The organism is Bremerella sp. TYQ1 (assembly GCF_020150455.1).
GTDB classification, from domain to species: Bacteria; Planctomycetota; Planctomycetia; order Pirellulales; family Pirellulaceae; genus Bremerella; species Bremerella volcania_A.
Window position 1 is genome coordinate 1,322,803 of sequence record NZ_CP083740.1, and the last position, 20,494, is coordinate 1,343,296.

The following is a 20,494-nucleotide window of genomic DNA, read 5'->3' on the forward strand; positions in this document are numbered from 1 at the left end:
ATATCACCCGCCCATTTTTGGGAACGTAGTCGTTGAGGTTAGTTCGCAGACTGGGCAGCTTCCGGCCACATCAACAGGGCACCGAGAAAGAAACAGATCGCCCCCTGTAGCGTAAAGACGACCGAAAGGGTCGCCACCAGCGGGTGCGGTGGCCCTGGCAAACCGAATGCTAACACGGCCGAGACCATGAAGCCGATGCAGCCCAATAGATTGATAAAGACAATCCACCACGACAAGTTCCTTGGCTTCCAGCCGACGTATTGATGAACGACTTCCGCGTACGCCAAATAGCCAGAGGCGAGAAACAGGATCGAGCCAACAAAGTTCGGAACCCAAACTAAGAGATCGGTTTGAAACCAATTGAGCGACGGCAACATGGCGTCGAATGTATTGAAGTTAAATAGAATCGTCCCCACGAACTGAAGAGCACAGCTTAGCCAACCGACGTCGTGGGGGCGCCATCCTACCAGCTTGCGGCGCGAATGGCTGCGATCGGGTTCGTCGGGCAGGGCGTCGGTGTTGGCCGCTTGAAAAAGTTGCAGATAGGCCGCGACCGTGAAAGGAATTGATCCCAGAAAATAAACCAGGTTGGCCCCGTCTTCGGCAAAATGCCCGAGCACCATGATGCTTGCCGTTGAAAAGAGCAGGGCTCCTACTGCGAACACCAAGCCAATCCACCAGTTCAATGAATTGGGCAGCCACAATCCCCACCGGTCGACCATGCTTTGCGAAACGGTCGATGGTTCTTCCGGCGGCCGCAACTGCTTGCGATGATGCCGCGAATGCCAGCGCTGCACCAGTCCGTTTCGCTGTCGGTAGACACGGTGCGTAACGAATGGAAACGGCCCCGTCGCCTCGATACATTCCGGCGACGGGGTTTCGTGATGGACAGGACAATCAGTCATCGATTAATGATGGAACCCAGATGCTTCCTCTTCGGTCAGGGGAGCATGAATCGGGTGCTGCTCGAAGTACTCCAACGCTCGCTGCATGTCGTCCAACAAGAGCGAAGCCAAGTCGCGGCTGACGCCATGGCGAACCAGAATCCGCTGGATGACGAGATCTTGGCGATTCGCGGGAAGCGAGTACGCAGGCACTTGCCAGCCCCGGGCTCGCAGTCGATCGGCGAAATCGTAGAGCGAGAAACCAGGATCGACGCCTTCCTTCATTTTCCAACAAAGGGCAGGGATACCGTTGTCCATTTCACCGCCGTAAATGATCTCGAACGGTCCCAGCTTGGAGATCTCGTTGGCCAAATACTGAGCCGTATCGTAGCAAGCGGTATGAATGCGGCGATAACCTTCTTTACCGAGTCGCAGGAAGTTGTAGTACTGGCAAACGATCTGTCCACCAGGTCGCGAGAAGTTCAGCGCGATGTCGCGCATGTTTCCCCCGAGGTAATTCACCCAGAAGACCAGGTCGTCCGGCAAGTCGGTCTCCTCACGCCAAATGATCCAGCCGGCACCCAGGGGTGCAAGACCGAACTTATGGCCGGAACTGTTGATCGACTTTACGCGTGGCAAGCGGAAATCCCATTCCAGTTCCGGTGCACAGAACGGAGCCAGGAAGCCACCACTGGCGGCATCGACGTGAATCGGAATGTCGATGCCGTTCTCTTTCTCGAATTGATCGAGCGCCTCGGCAACTGCTTTGACTGGTTCAAACTGGCAAGTAAACGTCACGCCAAGCGTAGGCACGACGCCGATCGTGTTTTCGTCGCAACGCTTGAGGACCTCTTCGGGAGTCATGATCAAGCGATCCCCTTCCAGGGGAATCTCGCGGAGTTCAATGTCCCAATAGCGAGCAAACTTGTGCCAGCAAATTTGGACGGGGCCAGTAATCAGATTCGGCTTGTCGATCGACTTGTCTTCCTTCTTCCGCTTGGCTTCCCAGCGGCGTTTCATGGCCATGCCACCGAGCATTGCGGCTTCGCTCGATCCTGTTGTCGAGCATCCGACGGTGTTGGCTTCATGAGGCGAGTTCCAAAGATCGGCGAGCATATGCACGCAACGCGCTTCGATTTCGGCCGTTTGGGGATACTCATCCTTGTCGACCATGTTCTTGTCGAGACACTCGTCCATCAGTTTATGGACTTCCGGTTCGACCCAAGTCTGGCAGAACGTGGCCAGGTTTTGTCGCGAGTTGCCATCGAGCATCAACTCGTCATGCACCACCGAGTAAACATGGCGAGGGTCTTTCTCGTCGGCGGGGAACTTGTACTTGGGAACCTGAACGGAAAGATCGTTCGAGGCATAGATGTCATCGTCCAACAATTCGCGAACGGTGTTTTTGGAGTGGAGGGCCATTATACTTTCCTTTTAAGGTGGAACGTCAATGATCGTTAAAGCAGCGGGCTAGCCAGCCGAAAGGTATTTTCCAGGAATCGCTCTTTGACTGAACGCTGAGACCATGTGTCGGGATCTAAGCGGTCAGAATTGGCGACATACGTTTGTTGCAGTTCAAACAACTGCGTCGCGAACGACGCGTCGTAAACGAACAGGGCAAGTTCATAATTGAGCCAAAGGCTTCGCATATCGAGGTTCACCGTGCCAAACATCGCGACCGACTGATCCGCGACGATCGACTTGGTGTGTAGTAAGCCACGACGGTACAAATAGACTTCGACGCCACATTCCAGTAGATCCACAAAATAAGACCGACTCGCATAGCGGGTCAGCAGCGAATCGACTTTCTCTGGAACAATTAGCTGAACCTTCACACCACGCGATGCGGCGCCACGAATGGCACGTAGTAAGGATTCATCCGGAACGAGGTAGGGGGTCGTCATCGTCAACGTTGCTTGAGCCGAGTTGATCGTTGCAAGAACCATTTGCAGTAGCGTGTCGCCGAATTCGCCGGGACCGGATGGTAAGACTTGCATCACGGTATCGCCTGTCGGCGCGACCGCTTCCAGCTTGGCTTGCTCAATCAGTGCTTCCACCGATTGGCCTGACTCCAAAATCCAATCACCCAGCATCGTTGCGGCCAGGTTGGCAACGGCACAGCCTTCAACGCGAACCATCGCATCCACCCATTGGCCTACTCCCGAATCTTGTTTGAAGTAGCGAGGATCGACCAGGTTCATGCTCCCGGTCCAAGCGGTGCGGCCATCGACGACGACAATCTTACGGTGCAGTCGCAAATCGGTGCGGCCGACAAATGTGCGAACAATACCGACCGGCAATGCTTCCTTGAGATGTACGCCTGCTTCGCGTAGTCGCCGCGGTTGGTAACTTTTCCACCACGGTCGAGCCCCCAGGGCATCAATCAACACGCAGCAGAACACGCCTCGCTTGGAGGCTCGAATGACAGCCTCGAGGACTTCATCGGCGACTCCTCCGGCCTGCCAGATGTAGAACTCCATAAGCACGCTTTTTTCCGCGGCATCAATATCGTTTGCGATCGCTTTGAGCATCGCTTCGGTTTCAGAGAATAACTGCAGTTGACTGCCACGTGTGCTGGGGCAATTGGCGAGACGATCTCCGAGGTGATCCATGCCCGCGGCACACGCTGGAAGCTGTTCCCACGCGATGCCTCTTGTTCCACTTTGCATTGCATCGGCGGCCAGTTCGCGATATTCGCCGCGCAGGAAACGCAGACGCCGCGTTCGTTGAAAACCAATGCGACGTTCGCCAATCAGCAAATAGACTAACGCTCCAAAAAAGGGAGCGAGGGCAATCAACAGAATCCACGCCATTGCGACCCCAGTCGAGGGGCGTTTCATAATGACGCGAACGGAGAGCCCGAGGACCAGCGACCAGTGGAGGATCCACAGGAGCGATGCGGGATGAAGCAAAAAGCTGGTCATTCGAGCGGTTCGACCTTTGCGGTAACGTTACTTGAGGAAGCGAATCTCCGTAGTATCGAGCAAGTCCGATCCCTCCAACGGCCATCCCGCGCCGTCACGATCGGACTGCCTTAGCTTCGGCAATTGGTCTGGAAAAAGTTCAAGATTTGCATTCACAACGGCGAGAAGAAGCCTTAAACTCGCAGGATCGGTTCGCTTGTTCCATTTCTGCGGACTGTACCCATTAGCTCGCCCCGCCGATCACATCCTACCTGCTATCTCAAATTTTTTTGGCCATGATGATACCTCGTTATATCTCTCTGTGTGCCGTTCTGCTGCTCAGCTTTCTTTTGTTAAGTAGTCCCGCGAATCGCTCTTTTGCGGAAGAGCATGATTACCGCGATCAACTGAAACCGATCGCACCTCGGTCGCCAGAAGAAGCGATGGAAGCGTTTCAAGTCGCCGACGGCTTCCGCATCGAGCTCGCCGCGTCCGAGCCCAATGTGGTCGACCCTGTGGCGATGGCATTTGACGCCGACGGCCGTTTGTTTGTCATTGAGATGCGAGGCTACTCCGAAGACGACGGCGACGTACTAGGCCGCGTTCGCCTTCTGGAAGACACCAACGATGACGGCACGTACGAGAAGAGTACGATCTTCGCCGAGGATTTCTCATGGCCGACTGCCATCTGCTGTACACGCGGAGGCGTGCTCGTCGGTGCGGCGCCTGACATCATTTGGCTCAAAGACAACGACAACGATGGCCAAGCGGACGAGCGGCAAGTGGTCTTCACCGGGTTCGGCAAGTCGAACGTTCAAGGGCTGATGAATACGTTCAAGTGGGGACTCGATAACCGCATTCATGGCGTGACAAGTTCCAGCGGTGCGAACCTTCAAAAAGTCGTCGACGGCAATCCTGTTGGCGAGCCGGTTTCGCTGCGGGGTCGCGACTTCGCGATCGATCCGCTGGCGATGGACCTTACCCCGATCAGTGGCGGCGGTCAGCACGGGATGAGCATGAACAGCTGGGGCGAAAAGTTCACGTGCAGCAATAGCGATCACCTGCAACAAGTGGTGCTCGAAGACCGCTACCTGGCTCGGAATCCTTACTTGGCCGCTCCTCCGGTTCGCCGCAGCATTGCGACCGACGGCCCCCAAGCGGAAGTTTATCGCACAAGCCCTGTCGAGGCCTGGCGCGTGATTCGGACCAGACTTCGTGCCAATAAAATTGTCCCTGGCGTGGTCGAAGGAGGAGGGCGTCCGGCCGGTTATTTCACAGGAGCGACCGGCGTAACGCTTTTCCGAGGCGATGGCTGGCCGGAAGCGTACCAAGGCATGGCGATTGTGGGCGATGTCGGTAGCAACCTGATTCACCGAAAACAACTCGTCGATACCGGAATTGTCTATCAAGGCGTTCGTGTCGACGAAAATTCAGAATTCGTTTCCTCCAGCGACATCTGGTTTCGCCCGGTGCAGTACGCCAACGCTCCAGATGGTTCGCTGTATGTTGCCGACATGTATCGCGAAGTGATCGAGCACCCCAAATCACTTCCAGAGATGATCAAAAAGCATCTTGATTTGACCAGTGGACGTGACCGGGGACGGATCTACCGTATCGTGGGAGATGACTTTCAACGTCGACCGACGACAAAGCTATCGGGGTTATCTTCCACGGAATTGGTCGGCCTATTGAACCATCCTAATTCGTGGCAACGCGAAACGGCCGCTCGGCTGATCTATGAGCGCCAAGACGTGACCGCAGCGCCAGCGCTGATCGATTTGCTTGAAAAGGACGTTACCGCCGAGGCGAAACTGCTCGCCCTGTATGCTCTCGATGGCTTGAATCAACTGACACCAACCCAGCTTCTCGCAGCCATGGACGATAAGCATCCGCGCGTTCGTCAGCATGCGGTACGTCTCAGCGAATCGCATCTGGCTGCGTCTAAATCGCTCCGTGACAAGCTGGAAAAGCTGGCCACCGATACCAATCCGAAGGTGAGATTTCAGGTCGCCTTTTCCGCAGGATACCTTCCGACACAGGAAAAAGCGGCAGTCCTGACTCAGATCGCCAAGTCGGATGCAGACGATCGAGATTTCCGTGCGGCCATCCAAAGTTCGCTTGCCACAGGGGCAGGGGAGTTCCTTGCTCAGTACCTGCAGCAGCCACCCGAATCCGACGCGTTGCTAAACGATGTTACCCGGCAGATTGGCAAACAGCAGCGGCAAGATGACATCGCTGTGCTGGTGGCTCTACTTCCGCAGCTACGTACCCAACAGCCCAAACGGTTTACTTCCATCGTCAAACAACTGAATGCCTCCCCCGGCAGCCCGCTTGCTCAGCAGCTTGCCAAGGCAACCTCCGGCGGATCGCAAATGGTGATCGCCGAAATGATTCGCGATGCCCACCAAACTTCACTGAATGAAAAAGCAACCACCGAAGATCGTATCCGTGCGATCGAAGTGCTTCGCTTTGCAGACTTCGATGCCGATCTGTTCGATGAGCTACTTCAACCAACGCAGCCCCTTTCCATTCAAACGGCCGCCCTGCAAGCCATGCAGCGGACCAATTCACCCGAAGTCGCAAAGCTGCTGCTCGATCGATGGCCCAGCTTGGGGCCTGGGCTAAGAACTCAGGCGGCTCAAGTCCTTACGTCTCGTTCCGCTTGGGCAGGCCAGCTAATCGATGCCATTGCCGACAGACGTATCGCCTCGTCCGATGTCAACTTGACGCAACTGGCAAGCTTGAAATCAATTTTAAACGATGAACAGAATGGAAAGCTCGCCGACATTCTAAAGGGACAAACCAATTCCGACCGTGCAAAGATCGTCAGCGACTACCGCGCGGCCCTTTCACTGAAGGGGAATGTCGAGCGGGGTCAAGCAGTATTCACGAAGCACTGCACTGCGTGTCATCAGTACCAGGGGCAAGGACATCCGATCGGGCCGAATCTGGCTGCTATGAAAAACCGCGGTGCCGAAGCGATCCTCGTGAACGTGCTTCAGCCCAACGCCGAAGTCAATCCGCAGTACATGAATTACCTCTGTTTGACCACCGACGGGCGGAACATTTCTGGCATCATCACGAATGAAACATCGACCGCCATCACGCTGGTCCAAGGAGACAACAAAGCCGAAACCATTCTGCGGATCGACATCGATCAACTTCGCAGCACCGGCACTTCGCTGATGCCGGAGGGCCTCGAAAAAGTGATCGATCATCAGGCCATGGCTGATCTGCTCGCGTTTCTCACCCAATCGGAATAGCCCCTCATCCCGCCCCTTTCAAGCCTCTCAGTCCCTTTCGAGTCAACGATATGATGCATACCAAATTGCTACTTCGGTTCACCCTTTTCACGATCGCGTTTAGCTTCTTGGGCATTTCCTTGAATGCGGCATCCGCCGATTCATTGAAGGTAGCCTCCTTCGCGATCGATGCGTCTCCTCCGGTCGGCAGCCCGTTGGCGTACGATCCGACCAAGGGAATCCAGTCGCCCCTTTCCATGAAAGGTGTCATCCTTCAAGCGAATGAAACATACGTGCTGTGTTCGATCGATTGGCTGGGCGTTTCAAGCGATTCTCAAAAGCACTTCAAGAAGGCAATTGCCGAAGCGATTGGAGCGAAGCCTGAGAACGTACTCATCCACGCGATTCATCAGCATGACGCTCCACGCTGCGATGCCACTACCCAGGCCGTCTTTGACGAATTCGACCTCGACTATGACATGTTCGACCTCGAATTTATTGCTCAAGTGCAGCAACGTGCCGCCGAAGCCGCCAAGTCCGCGATCGCTTCGCTGCAACCGGTAACGCATGTTGGTGTGGGCAAAGCGGAAGTCCACGAAGTCGCGTCGAACCGCCGCATTCTTGGACCGGATGGCAAAGTGAAGTACGTCCGCTACACCGCCACGAAGAATCCTGAAATTCGTGGGAAGCCAGTCGGCTTGATCGATCCGTTATGCAAAGCCATCAGCTTCTGGAACGAAGACAAGCCGCTGATCGTGATGACCTATTACGCGACTCACCCGCAAAGTTATTACCGCACCGGAATGGCCAACCCTGACTTCCCTGGCATGGCTCGCAATGCACGTGAAGAACAAACCGGCACGTTCCACATCCATTTCAATGGAGCCGGAGGCAACATCGGCGCTGGCAAGTGGAACGACGGTGCCAAGGAAAACCGCGCCGTGCTGGCCACGAAGGTTGAAGACGGCATGCGAAAGGCTTTTGAGGCAACGGAAAAGTCACCGATTCAAGCGAGCGACGTAAGCATGGAATCGGTCGAAGTCCTGCTACCACTTTCGCCGTACATCAATGAATCAGACGCTATCGCCGAACTGCAAAACAAGGAACTTGATCGACTGACCCATTTTCAGGCGGCACGCGAACTGGCTTGGAAACGACGTCACGATGCCGGCGACGGAATCGACATCGAATGCTTAACCCTGGGGAACGCCCGAGTCGTTCACATGCCTGGCGAGTTGTTCGTCGAGTATCAACTGGCTGCCCAGGAAATGCGTCCTGATCTTTTCGTGGCGATGGCCGCCTACGGCGATTACGCGCCAGGGTATATCGGAACGGAAGTCGCCTACAGCGAAGGGGGATACGAAACGAGTCGCCCAGCGTCGCGTGTTTCGGCCCGATCGGAACAGGTACTCATCGACGCACTGACGAAATTGCTGAAGCCCCAATAAAGGCTTCGCGTTCGCTAGGCCAGGTCTTTCAGCGGTCCGGTACTATCGCCGAACGCTTCGACCTCGACTCCCATTCGCTCGAGCATCGCGTGGTAAACATTGCATAGCGGCACCATGCCTTCGGCGGCCAAATGCCGGCCACTATTCAGCGTGTTGCCGCCGCGACCACCCAGCAGAATGGGCAAGTTGTCAGGATCGTGGCGATTGCCGTCCGACATGCTGGAACCAAAGAGCACCATGCAGTTATCGAGCAGCGTGCTTTCGCCTTCCTGAATACTTTGCATCTTGCGAAGCATCTGGGCAAATTGATCGACGTGCCAACGGTTGATGCGTTGGTACTGCTCGATCTTTTCCTTTTTGTTTTCATGATGCGAAAGCTGATGATGGCCACCTTGGACGCCATCGAGGAACGAGAAGTTTCTTCCCGAGACGTCGTTAGCAAACATCATGGTTGCGATGCGTGTTGAATCGGTTTGAAACGCCAACACGATCAAGTCGAGCATAATCGAAATGTGATCGCGGAAGTCGCCTGGCACCCCAGGCTTGGAAGCCGCCAGTACATGTTCGTCCACGTCCGGCTGCCAATCGCCGTTTTCGCCTTTGGTCGCGTACTCGATTCGCTTCTCGACGGCACGCACCGAATCGAGGTATTCGTCCATCTTGAACTGATCGTCACGCCCCAGCTTCGGACGCAAACGCCGGGCATCTTCCAGCACAAAGTCTAATAAGTTCTGGTACGACTCCGCCTTTTCCGAATCGGGCGACATCGCTTTACCAAACAAGCGTTCGTAAACCAAACGCGGATTGATTTCCTTTGCGACCGGACGAGTTGGCGACTGCCACGAAATATGGGAACCATACAAACGCGTGTAACCGACGTTACTATCGATTCCACTAATGACCGGCTCGGTGCCTAGTTCCAACGAAGGAAGCGGCGTATTCCCACCAACGTGTTGAGCCATCAGCTGATCAACCGAAATACCACCACTGCTGATATCCTTTCCGGTCGTCTTCGTCACCGGCATGCCCGTCAAGAAATTGGCGGTCTTCGCGTAGTGACCATCACCACCATGGCTGTGTTTTTTGTCCAGCCCCGTCAACACCAAAACGTCGTCGCGAACATCGGCGATCGGCTCCAGCGAAGAGGTCAGATCGTAATCGCTCCCAGTTTTCTCGGGTACCCAATCCTTCTCCCACACGCCATTGGGGAAGTAGAGAAACGCCGAACGAACTGGTGGTTTTCCAGCCTCGGCAGCCCGAGCCATTCGCGGAGCCAAAGACGGCATCCACGGCAAGCTTAACGCCACGCCACAGCCTTGCAAAAACCGACGACGCGAGAGAGGCATTTTCTTTTTCATATCGCAATTCCCTGTCCAAAGCAGGAAGGTGTTTTATTTGTTCGCTTTGAAGTATCGATGCTGAAACGGATACGAAACAACGATCTCTTCAATCAGCACGGCTGCTTTGCCGTCTTGTTCTTTCAGCCGTTTCAAACAATCGTCGACCACGCAGGCATCGAACTTATTCAGCTCTCGCCCATACGCGAAACCGACCAGCTTGCGGACGAAATGCTTTTGAAACTCGCCGCGACGTTTCATCAGGACGGTCTTCAGTTGCTCTGGTCCGTTGAACGTATCGCCGGACGGAAGCTTCCCTTCCGAATCGATCGGTTGACCGTTGTCGGTGTCTCGCCAACGACCGATGCCGTCGAAGTTCTCCAAACCGAATCCGAGCGGATCCATCCGATTGTGGCAACTCGCACACTCTGCTTTTTTCCGGTGAATCTCTAACTGTTCGCGAAGCGTAAGCGATTTGCCTTCTTCGTGCGATTCCTCCAACGCTGGTACATTGGGCGGCGGTGGCGGAACGCGCGATCCCAATACCTCTTCCAAAATCCAACGGCCGCGAAGGACCGGACTTGTTCGGCGTGGGTAGGACGACGAAGTTAAAACGCTGGCCATCGTCATCACCCCACCGCGTTGCCGGTCGGCCAGTTTCACTTGCTGCCAGTCCGCATCAGGCGATAATTCCAGGCCATAAAACTGTGCTAAACGGCCGTTCGCGTAAAGGTAGTCGGCATCGATCAAGTTGGTCAGCGGGGCATCGTCGCGGAAAACGCCAGCAACCGTTCGTACTGCTTCCTCTCGCATGTCGGCGGCAAGTTCCTCGCTGAACTGCGGGAACACCTCGGCGTCGGGACGGGTTCCCTTGCCGAAGTCTCGTAGTCCGAGCCATTGCAGGCCGAAGTTCTCGCCCAGTGCGTTCGCCTTTGGATCGGCGAGCATGCGGCGTACTTCATCCCGTACGACTGCTTCGTCGTACAACGCGCCTTCGTCTGCCAACTGCATCAGCCGCTCGTCCGGGATCGACGACCAGATGAACAGAGCCATCCGCGTTGCCAATTGATGCGGCGTGATCCGCTGAACCCCGCCAGCGTCCGGTTCGGATTCGACGACGAACAGAAAGTGGGGCGAAACCAACACTGCCTTCAGCGGCTGCCGAACGGCCGCGACGAACGAGGCCTTCCGCGCGAGTGCCGCGTCGTAAATCATCATCAGCCGATCGAGTTCTTCTGTATGTATCGGGCGACGCCATGCTCTTTTGGCGAACGCCGCGATCACTTTTCGAGCCGCGTCCCGATCCTCCGGTGACTTGGCATCGACAATCAAAATCTGTTCGCGTGCACGACGCACGGCATCCGACGCCCCGTCGGCGGTCTCTGGCAACGCCGTTTCGATCATTCGATCGGCCGCGCCAAGATAGGCTTCCAAGTGAATCGGCGAAGTAAACAATGCGTCGCCGACGGTGTCGAATCCTTCACCTCCCGCTCCATCGGATGGAGGAAGCTCTTCCGGCTTGAGCTCCAGCCCGACCAGGTCACGCACCGCGTTGCGGTATTCGGTTCGCGTCAGCCGGCGGCTCATCACATGGCCGCGGTACCATGCCTGCGTTTCGTCGGAGGCCAACTGGTTGCACAGCTTCTGATCAGGTCGCGAGTCCAACCAGCCGTAGAACGCTCCCTTTTGCTGATCGTTCAGACCGGGGCTGCCTTCGGGGGGCATTTCGTTCTGGCGGATCCGTCGGGCCACGCGTTCCCATACGTCGCCCCCCTTGGCGGCGGTGTCGGCGGTCATGAAGCCGCCCAAGTCGAACTCGCCTTCCGACTCGGCACCCTGGTGACAATCGAGGCATTTCGACTCGATGATCGGCAGGATATCCTTTGCGTAACGCTGGCCCCACTTGTTCATCTCGGGGGAGAGCTCTTCGCCGTAACCATTGTCAGGCATGCACGTTACGGAGATGACCGCAAGCGAAATAGCTGCGTACAAACACGACTTTTGAGCAAGGAAGCGCATTGGTGGGAAAGCATTTCAGCGGGGAAGGATTCGAGGGGGGACCGTTCATCCTATCCCAGGAATGACATTTAGGCCAGATCGAAATGCAAACCCTTTTGCGGGCACAGGTTACGCGTCCTCCGAAAGCGGGACTCAACTTCCGTTCAGGTAGACACATTGCACATTGTAGCAGACTGTCCAAGCGTCGTTGTGAAAACGTCCGATCACCCTGAACGGTCGCGTATTCTTCCCTTATTTCCGCCCGTTTATCGCGCAGTTTTCACCTTCTTTTCGACTCGTAAGCGGATCGAACCGTAACAGTTCGCTAATACTTCTTGCAAACTGTGCGCAGACTCTTTTAAAATGGTGCACTCAGCCTGCTTTTCGCGAAACAAGGGAGCCTCAAGCTCCCTACGCAAAGGTGAAATTCGCTGCCCTTAGTGCGAATGTTTCTTCCAGGAATAAATGGCGATGCTGCCATACTCCTGAACGATGCCAAATTCTTCCGGCGCGTTCCCTGTCACCAGCCCGTAGGCCTCCGACGGCAGATCGATCTCGCCGATCAGTTCAATCTTGTCATTTCGCGTTGCGAGGATCTGGCACTTCTTTCCCGACGCCGCGACGACGTGACCACTCCGCGTGAACGCCAGAAATGGTCGCTCCATTTCTCGAGCAAACGCCACTTCTCGACCATCGAAGTTATCGTCCCAGGAGATCATGGCGCCTTGCTCTAAGGAAATCAGCAAGCGCGAACGTGTATTGGGAAACGAACCCGTCAGGCGAATGATGTTGCTATCAAACTCCACTTCACGCCATGAATCTCCCTGTTCGTTGATTCGCAGCAACGTTCCTAAACCAATATAGATATGCTTGGAACTTGCCCACATCGGAATCGAACTTCCATCTTCCGGCAGCCAGGGCTCGAACTCATCGGCATAGCTTCCCACAAGCATTGAACCGACCAAGTTGCCGTTCCGGGTGTACCCATCCAGATCGACGTCCCCTTCATTGTGGAGCAGACGCCAGATCTCACCATGCGGGGCGATGGCAGTGCCCATCACGGCATGACCGGTATCTACAATTCTTGTCTCGAAAGGAATCTCGTCGGTCGGAGCAAAGCTCTCCACCGGAAGTGGAAGTTTCGTTGAACTCTCTCTCCACAGAAACAAATCGTTCGGACGGTTCGGGTCGGCGATAACGTTTGGCGTCTTGCCGTTGCTATATGGACCAGTCTGGAACTCCAGAAAATCCTGCGAACCATCCTGCCACGCGATCCGGTAAATCCGTGCTTTCCGCTCTTGGGGAAGGTACATCATATGAAAGATCACGTTCACCGATGTCACCGTGGCAGCTGGTCTCCACTGGGCCGTGGTTTCGCGGATCTTGATCGTGCGGTCCAACTGCGGATCAATGGTAAGGTTGGTCGTCGGCGCGATCTTGCGCAGCGGCGTTTCCTGCTTGGCGAAGCGTAGGCAATCTCTCGCCAGAAGACGGTCGTCTGGCTCAAGCCGTTTGATGGCCTGCAAAATGCGATGGCGATCGACAATCCGCGACGTGCTCAGGTTTTTCGCCGCGACGACACGACACGCGTCAGCCGCCAGATTTTGTACTTCTCGGTCGGTATACTTCGTGGCGTTGTCGGCCAAAACATCAACAAGCGAAGCTTGCCGCTGTGGCGGGGCGTAGTGGGTGCGTAATTCGGAAATCTTCTTCTTTGCCGAATCATGCATGCTGTGCCGCTTAAAGAGCAAGAACAATTGCTCGAGGCATTGGCTTGCTTGATCGCTGTGCGGCCAGCCATCGTCCAGGGCATCGATGGCCCGAGGTACGCTGGCCAGCTTCTCTTCCAAAATCTTTGCCGCCCCCAGCGCATCGCGACGTGAACGACATTCGCTCACAGCAAGTTCGAAGCACTTGTCGGCTTCGTCTTGCTGTTGAAGCTGAACGTACAAGTCGCCTGCTTTCAGGTAACGCTTGTGTTCGAGGTATAACTCAATCGCCTCGCTGCACAGCCCACCCTGTTCCAGACACTCGGCCGCATCCAACGGACGCTTGAGCCGCTCTTGGTAAAGCACTGCCGCTTCCCGCCAGTGCTGACCCTGCTTCAAGACGTTCGCAGCCGCTTCGATGTCGGCCAACAGCTCGGCATAAATGTACGCCGCTCGGCGATACCGCCCCAGTCCGATCTCGCGGTTGGCCAGCTCACGGTATTTGCGCTGCAGTTCCTGCTGTCGCTGGTACGACAAATCCCAATGATCGGCAGGCCCGCCGGCTCCGATCCCGCCGAGGCTGAAATAGGGATTGCGCTGACTTAAATGACTCGAAGGAGAAGCCAACCCGCGGTGGGCATCGCCACCGATCGGCAGCGCCCACTTCAAACCTTCGTCGGGGTTTTGCTCTAACAAGTTCATCAGGCGATTGATCTCTTTATCGCGCTGCGACAACGTGGCCTGATTCAACTGATCCAATCGTTGCTGGGTCCACTGCTTCCATTGCGAAAGCCAGTTCTCGCCACTTCCACTTCCGGCGCCAGTCCCCGTAGGGCCAAACATTCGCTCGACAAACGGTCCCGCGGCAGAAGCCAGATTCAGCCCTGCGTCGAACACCGACAGCCCCATGCGACCGAGCGAATTGCCCATCCCTGGCTGCGGTTCTCCTTCCGGCTTGGGCAATTGATCGAGATCTTTTCCTTTCGTGCCGATCCCATCGCGACCATCTTCCATCACCAACTTCATGTCCGGCGGAATAGCGGGTACGATGGATGCCAACGTGTTCGGCAGCCGCGTCCCAGGCTCACCCCGATCGAACCTGGCTGTTGTCAGTGGCGCAGCCGTTAACAAATGGGCCAGCGTCAGTTGATCGGCCGCTTCGAAGGCAATCAGCCCGACGACAGGATGCCAGACGTAGGTTTGCTCGGCAGACAATTCTGCTTCAAGTTCTGCCGCAGTGATGGCCGGATCAAACTTCGCTTCGATCGGCAACAGCACGCGCGATGCTGCTTCTCCGTAGGGCAAACAGGCGCTTGTCGGAGCGTGGCTAGGAGTTTGCTTCGACAACAAGATAGCACCAATTGGGCTACGATCGTCCGCGGCAGTCGGCAGCGGTAATAGCCGAAGCGAATCGTGATGCTTGGCGGCGTAGCCTTCAACGACGGCGCGAATCCAATCCGACGTATTGCCGCTGTTGACGTACCAGCACGATGTGCCGCGCTGCCGTTTGGGGGTGAACTGAATTTGCAGGGTGGCTTGCATCACAGAAGCTCCCGTACGAAACCAAGGATCACTTGCTCGAAGACTTGCTTCTCGAGCCGATGGGCCTGATTGCCGGTAAAATATTGTTGGCCAAACACGCGACCTTCGGAAGTCCAACCGGCCAGATGGCCGTCGGTCAGCACGATGGTTACTTCCGGTACTCGACCGTTAGCCGAACGCAGATGCAGCATGCCCCGGCTGTCGAGAAACGCCTCGCTACCATTGGGCCACGCGGCACGGCTTAGTTCGTACCCGATTTCCGGAATGTCGAGCGGCGAGAAACTACGACTAGAAAGTTCGACGATGTTAGGCATTTCTCTTGGGAAACGCAGTTTCAAGTAAAAGTCGTCGCAGTCGATCACCATCAATTGTCCGCGACGCGTTGTCAGCGCCAAACGGCCGACGCCATCTTCGCTTTCAAGCAGCAAAATCTTCGTAAAGCGATGCCGCACGTTGGTCGGCGTGATGAAACGAGATGTCGCGGCAAACAACTGAGTCAATGCCTGCTTTTGCTTCAAAGCGGTTGCGGTGCGTGATTGCAGGTCGACTAAGTAGCTGCCGAGTCCCGACGAACCAATGCAAATGCGGCTGCCATGCTGAGCGATGACAAATGCCCGGCTGCTTCCCAGACGGGGCAGTCCGGCATCCCACAGCTCGCCACTTTCGGTAAAGCAAATTTCGCCGCGATGCGTGATGCCAATCGGCCCTTCCACTCCGTCGCATTCGATCATGCTCGTCAGCCAAGGCGTTTCGTCAGACGATTCGGTGAAGACATTTTCAAACCGAATTGTTCGACCATCGTACGACGCGGCACACCATTGATCGGTGCGAGGATTACGGAAGAAACGTCCGCCGCTATGTTTGAATTCGGTCGGGTAGCTCAAGCGATCGATCACGTCACAAGTTTCAAGATCATACGCAAGGATCAAATTTCCTTCTTGCGCCAGCAGCACCCCACCACGCAGTCCGAGTGGCAGAATGAAATGGTCGCTCGGAAACGGCTCAATCGACTTCGTCCCATGATGAAGATTAACCGTGAGCAGGTACTGATCCTTCGTCCCGGTGTTAACCAAAACAATGTAGACAAGGCCTTCGACTTTGTCGTGAAAGCACCACTGCAAATTGGAGGCAGGCAGATCGTCGGCAAGCTGCTTGGCGCCAATCTGCATCGGCTTATGCCAATGAATTAAACGGCGATCTTTGGTGAGCCCGATCACGCCGTCCTCTTTGTTGAGGTGAATCAACTGGTTGTTCGGCACGTTCACCGAACAAAGCAGCGGAAACTGCGGCATCGCGAAGATCGCCGGTAGATCGTTGGCCCATTGCTTTTCGACTGGAGGTGGCAACTGGGCCGGTTTGTGCGGAGTAAGCACGTCGAGATCGAGCTGCAATTGCCGCAAGATTTTTCGGCCTTGGCTGCTGCGTTGCTCCAGCCGCAACGAGCCATCGCGCTGCACGACGACGAGATACAGCGTGCGGAATGACTGCGCAGCGAGGGCCTCTTGAAACGCCCGATCGTCGACGACCTCTTGCGTGGTGAGCAGCACCGGATTGCTTTCGTCCAAGTCGGATGTCGTTTCAGCAAACGCCGCCAGCGCGTCGCCGGGATGGGCTTCGGCTTGCAAGGCTTCAAGATGCGTCACGATTCCTTCGCGAGACAAAAGATCGACCGCTGCAAGCTCCTTCTGCTTCGCCCGAAACGAACGCACGGTGGTGTGCTGATCGGCGTTGGCGACCAGCGCCATGGCTACCGCTGTCGCATAAACACGCGGCAAGCCCCACATCCGGATGCCGGCGTCGAGCAGCAATGTGAACTCTCGCCAGGTATCTTGCGGCGGCGATTCGCGACGGAGGTACAACGCCTCGTTCGAGCTGATACGAACCGCGAGCGTGAGGTCGTCGTGGGCCAGTTCGGTCAGCATCAACCGATCGAGCGACCCACGATTCGAAATATCCGAGATCCCGCCGGTTGGGACGTCGTCGGGATCGGAGATCTTCCTCGGCAGCGAAAGAGCCGCCATCAACTGCCGAGCCAGTTTGGCGACCCCTTCCAGCGTTTGATCGTGCTGCAACTCGTCGAGCAAACCGCGCATTTGCTGCGACTGGGGAAGCTCGATCTCTTCGGCCGGTTGCGGAACGACATCGAGCGACGTTCGCAGCCGCAGGTCGATCGTATCAGCGTCGATCGCTTGCAGACCGCGTTCCAATTGCCGCAGATCGGCCAGCGTCATCAGCGGCCGTGGCTTGTAGGTATTTTGATTGATCTCGAACGACGAAAGCACTTCGTCCATCGAATGTTCGAGGTGCTCGACCACTTCGGAAGCTTCAGCCGGGCCGACGACGCTGCGAACGCGTTCGAAGACGACCTGGCAGATCATCGCACGCTCTTCGGTCGAGCCGCGCAGGCGTTTGGGCAGCGACGAAAGCTTACCGAGCCCGTGGGAACCGACAAGGATCTCTTCGACGATCGACGCGGTATCGTCCTGCGAATCGAAGACAACGATACTTTCCACGACGTCAGCAATCGATCCGTTCCACTCGTCACGGAGCGCCGAGAGAACGAGCAATAAGCTGGACAACGAGGGAAGCCCCATCGGTGCGAGCCGCTGGAGAATTTGTACGAGTTCGGCTCGGAAGACGATCGTGGTTCCGTCTTTCCAGCAGATCACTTCTCCATCGTACGACCATTTCCAGAACGAACGTTCGGCCGGCAGAAGGTAACGCTGGATTTTGCTGACGTCAGACGGCATCGGGGCAGTCCTCCCAAGTGGCACGCACCGCGGACCGCGTGGCTTGCACAAAGTCGTCGGCCGCAACCACGATCCACTCCGAGTTAGGAGACAGGATCGCCAACTGGCGTTCGGTAACGTTCAGCACTTTCTCGACCACTTCGACCGAAACGCTCGGCGACCAGGTCCAACCAGCTTCCACTGCAACGTGCCCTTGCACCACAAACCGTGTCCCGGCGATCGGTGGAAGCGGTTTACCACGGATCAGTACCGTATCGTCGTCGGCCGCCGCGAAAGCCAATCGATCGAGCCGCATCTGCGGGGCCGACAACGCATAGGAAATCCATGCGTCGCGGTGGGATCTCAGCAGCGCAGCAGTGCGGTAACTTTCGTCGGGCGTCAATTGCAGCGGCAAGGGCAGAGGAGCAGTTCCACCAAATGCGGCGATCGGCACGTTGACGCTCAACCAATGGGCGATCGGCAGCCAGGGGCCTTCAAGCATGTAGCCCCACGGTACCCGAGTGCCGCGTTCGATCAACTGACCATCATTGGTCACCACGCTTTGAACGGCCGGCAGATGCATGAATCGCAACTGCAATTCTTCGCTCGGGGTTTTGCAGCGAACCCAAACGCCTTGGGCGCTCTCGCAAACCTCCAAGTTCGGTTCGGTCCGAAGACTGCCAAGCAGTTGGGCATCGTCCGATTTAAGCGTCCAAACCAGCGTGGTCACGCTTCCCCTCCAACGCGTGCAAGCAACTTGTTGACTGTTTCTTCCAAATAGGTTCGCTGCTGAGCTTCCCGAACCCATTGGCATCGCGCGGCCAGCAAACCGAGTTGATCACGAACGTAGGCCACATCGGTGCGGGGAAGATCTCCCTGTTCGATCCGGGCTTCGATCCGCTCGAGTTCGGCCGCTAAACGTTCTGCGTCGGGCGCGTCGTTATCCTGACTGCGTGGATGGCTTGTGGCGACTTCTTCAGGCGTCGCCTCGCGAAGCACGTCGTCAATGATCGCCGACAGCACGTCTTGCTGTTCCTCGGTGTCCCAGATATGCCGAAGCACCCACAGGTCGGTTCGATTGACATCCAACCGACCACACAACAGCGCACTTGCAGCCAAGATTCGCTGGAGCTTCACCGCACGTCGGTCCGAGACTTCCACGCCGACATGCCGCAATCGATGCACCAGTTCAACATACGTTGACTGCACCGTCGAAAGATCGACATGACGCAGCAGAGAATTCAACCGGCGGATATCGTCGACGCTAATCTCGGCGTTCAATTCCCCTTGCTGGGCGTCCAGCTTCCAACCGGCACTGAGGACCGATGCCAACTCTTCGCGATGAACGTTATCGCTCCGAACGCGAAGCAGAAATCGGTCGAACAACGCGGCAAGGGCTTCGTCTTGCGGCAAACAATTGCTGGCCCCAACTACCATCAGCGTCGGCAAGTGGCGTGTCTCGCGTCCACGACGAAAGATGCGTTCGTTGAGCACCAGAAGCAAGCTATTGAGAATCGCACTGTTGGCGTTGAGCAGTTCGTCCAGGAAGACAAACGTCGCTTCAGGAAGCATCCCTTCGGTGTTGGTGACTAACTCGCCGTCGCGCAGTTTGCGAATGTCGAATGGTCCGAAGATCTCGTTCGGTTCCGAGAAACGCGTCAGCAGATAGTCGAACACTTTGCCTTCGATCCGCCGCGCTAATTGCTGCACGAGCGCGCTCTTCGCCGTCCCAGGCGGGCCGAGGATAAACAGGTTTTCGCGCGCCACGAGACAAATCCCCAGCAGGTCGATAATCTCGTCCTTACCAACGAATGCCTCTTTCATCGGTTCTAACACGCTTTGCGAAAGCTTCTCGCCCAATTGCAGGATTTGGGCCGTTTCATCGGTCGAAGGAACCACGCTCACACTTTTTCTCCGTTCTCAGTCAGCAAATTCTTGAGAGGCAGCTTGGGGGCCAATTCGGGATACATGCCGGCAGCGGCAAGGACATGTTCGCGAACTTGTTGGTCTTCAAGCCGCGACTTATCGCCGGTAGCAACAATGCGATCGATATACATCGTCATCAGTCCGGGATGGTCGATCAGCAGCTGTACGTCAGGCAACTCGACGTCGCACATGCCGACCGACGACAACGGCCACTGCCGAGCCCAATGCCGCAGGACGTTCGCCAAAGGGTCTTCCTTCGAAGCAGCTGAAACAAACCGAGCCAGGTCAGGCAAAAAGCGAAAGACAAGATCGACCGAGTAATAGGTTTCGGCCGTAATGCCGTCCGGGAACGACGCAGCGAACGCTTTGCCGATTTCTTCTTCACCCACGTCGCGAAAGATCGCGAACTGGCATGCCAGGCAAAACTGCTCGGCGGCCCAAGCGGCGGCCGACAGATGAAACGCAGGCACGGGACTGGGACACTCGGCGCGGCGAAGTGGTTCGACTCGCGCGAGCAGTTGTGCGCCCGCTTCACGCTGGGCGGCAGTCAGTGGCTCGAGCGGAGGTACTACCGCACGACCTTCGCTGAGAAGCGTTTCCAGAAATTGAACGTACGGCACGACCTCATCTCGCACGAATGTTCCTGATCGGTCCCTTGGCTTTACGAACGACGGATCGCTAGAGGAACGCAGCTATCACGGTTCCGTCCTAGTTTTCCGTTCGTCCCGTATGGACACCCCGACGAACGAGGAAGTTCGTGGGGAATGGCTCTATCA

General features: G+C 56.3%; 12 protein-coding genes. 2 read left to right on the top strand and 10 right to left on the bottom strand.

Translation table 11 applies throughout. The annotated features are described in order from the left end of the window. Positions 1-38 precede the first annotated feature (38 nt). The 3 genes from LA756_RS04775 to cls are packed head-to-tail and all read right to left on the bottom strand — an operon-like array spanning position 39 to position 3,808. A complete protein-coding gene (locus LA756_RS04775) occupies positions 39-905 on the bottom strand; it encodes a hypothetical protein (protein WP_224438733.1) in 867 nt (288 codons plus the stop codon). Between the two features lie 3 nt (positions 906-908). Beyond that, positions 909-2,306, bottom strand: coding sequence for a glutamate decarboxylase (locus LA756_RS04780; RefSeq protein ID WP_224438734.1), 1,398 nt, complete (start codon positions 2,304-2,306; stop codon positions 909-911). A 35-nt stretch (positions 2,307-2,341) separates the two neighbouring features. Then, positions 2,342-3,808 carry a cardiolipin synthase gene (cls, locus tag LA756_RS04785; protein ID WP_224438735.1) on the bottom strand — a complete coding sequence of 489 codons (1,467 nt, stop codon included), beginning with the start codon at positions 3,806-3,808 and terminating at the stop codon, positions 2,342-2,344. 275 nt (positions 3,809-4,083) lie between these two features. On the opposite strand from cls, the gene LA756_RS04790 reads away from it, so the two are divergent. Together LA756_RS04790 and LA756_RS04795 are read left to right on the top strand one after the other, a co-directional pair. Next, a complete protein-coding gene (locus tag LA756_RS04790; protein WP_224438736.1) occupies positions 4,084-7,050 on the top strand; it encodes a PVC-type heme-binding CxxCH protein in 2,967 nt (988 codons plus the stop codon). 50 nt (positions 7,051-7,100) lie between these two features. Beyond that, positions 7,101-8,477 carry a hypothetical protein gene (locus LA756_RS04795; protein ID WP_224438737.1) on the top strand — a complete coding sequence of 459 codons (1,377 nt, stop codon included), beginning with the start codon at positions 7,101-7,103 and terminating at the stop codon, positions 8,475-8,477. 14 nt (positions 8,478-8,491) lie between these two features. Here the strand turns inward: LA756_RS04795 and LA756_RS04800 are convergent, their stop codons facing one another. The 7 genes from LA756_RS04800 to LA756_RS04830 form a co-directional block, all read right to left on the bottom strand. Further along, positions 8,492-9,835: a DUF1552 domain-containing protein gene (locus LA756_RS04800; protein WP_224438738.1), complete on the bottom strand. Its 1,344-nt coding sequence runs from the start codon at positions 9,833-9,835 to the stop codon at positions 8,492-8,494. 33 nt (positions 9,836-9,868) lie between these two features. Further along, positions 9,869-11,764, bottom strand: a complete 1,896-nt coding sequence (locus tag LA756_RS04805) for a DUF1592 domain-containing protein (RefSeq protein ID WP_224438739.1) — start codon at positions 11,762-11,764, stop codon at positions 9,869-9,871. A gap of 485 nt (positions 11,765-12,249) precedes the next feature. Continuing rightward, positions 12,250-15,063, bottom strand: a complete 2,814-nt coding sequence (locus tag LA756_RS04810) for a hypothetical protein (RefSeq protein WP_224438740.1) — start codon at positions 15,061-15,063, stop codon at positions 12,250-12,252. Continuing rightward, positions 15,063-17,813 (bottom strand): hypothetical protein, encoded by a 2,751-nt coding sequence (locus tag LA756_RS04815; RefSeq protein WP_224438741.1) that lies wholly within the window; start codon positions 17,811-17,813, stop codon positions 15,063-15,065. Before LA756_RS04815 ends, LA756_RS04810 begins: the two co-directional genes overlap by 1 nt. Beyond that, positions 17,803-18,522 (bottom strand): hypothetical protein, encoded by a 720-nt coding sequence (locus LA756_RS04820; protein ID WP_224438742.1) that lies wholly within the window; start codon positions 18,520-18,522, stop codon positions 17,803-17,805. Before LA756_RS04820 ends, LA756_RS04815 begins: the two co-directional genes overlap by 11 nt. Further along, a complete protein-coding gene (locus LA756_RS04825; RefSeq protein WP_224438743.1) occupies positions 18,519-19,697 on the bottom strand; it encodes an AAA family ATPase in 1,179 nt (392 codons plus the stop codon). The genes LA756_RS04820 and LA756_RS04825 overlap by 4 nt, the downstream gene beginning before the upstream one ends. Then, a complete protein-coding gene (locus tag LA756_RS04830) occupies positions 19,694-20,353 on the bottom strand; it encodes a hypothetical protein (RefSeq protein WP_224438744.1) in 660 nt (219 codons plus the stop codon). Before LA756_RS04830 ends, LA756_RS04825 begins: the two co-directional genes overlap by 4 nt. Positions 20,354-20,494 lie beyond the last annotated feature (141 nt).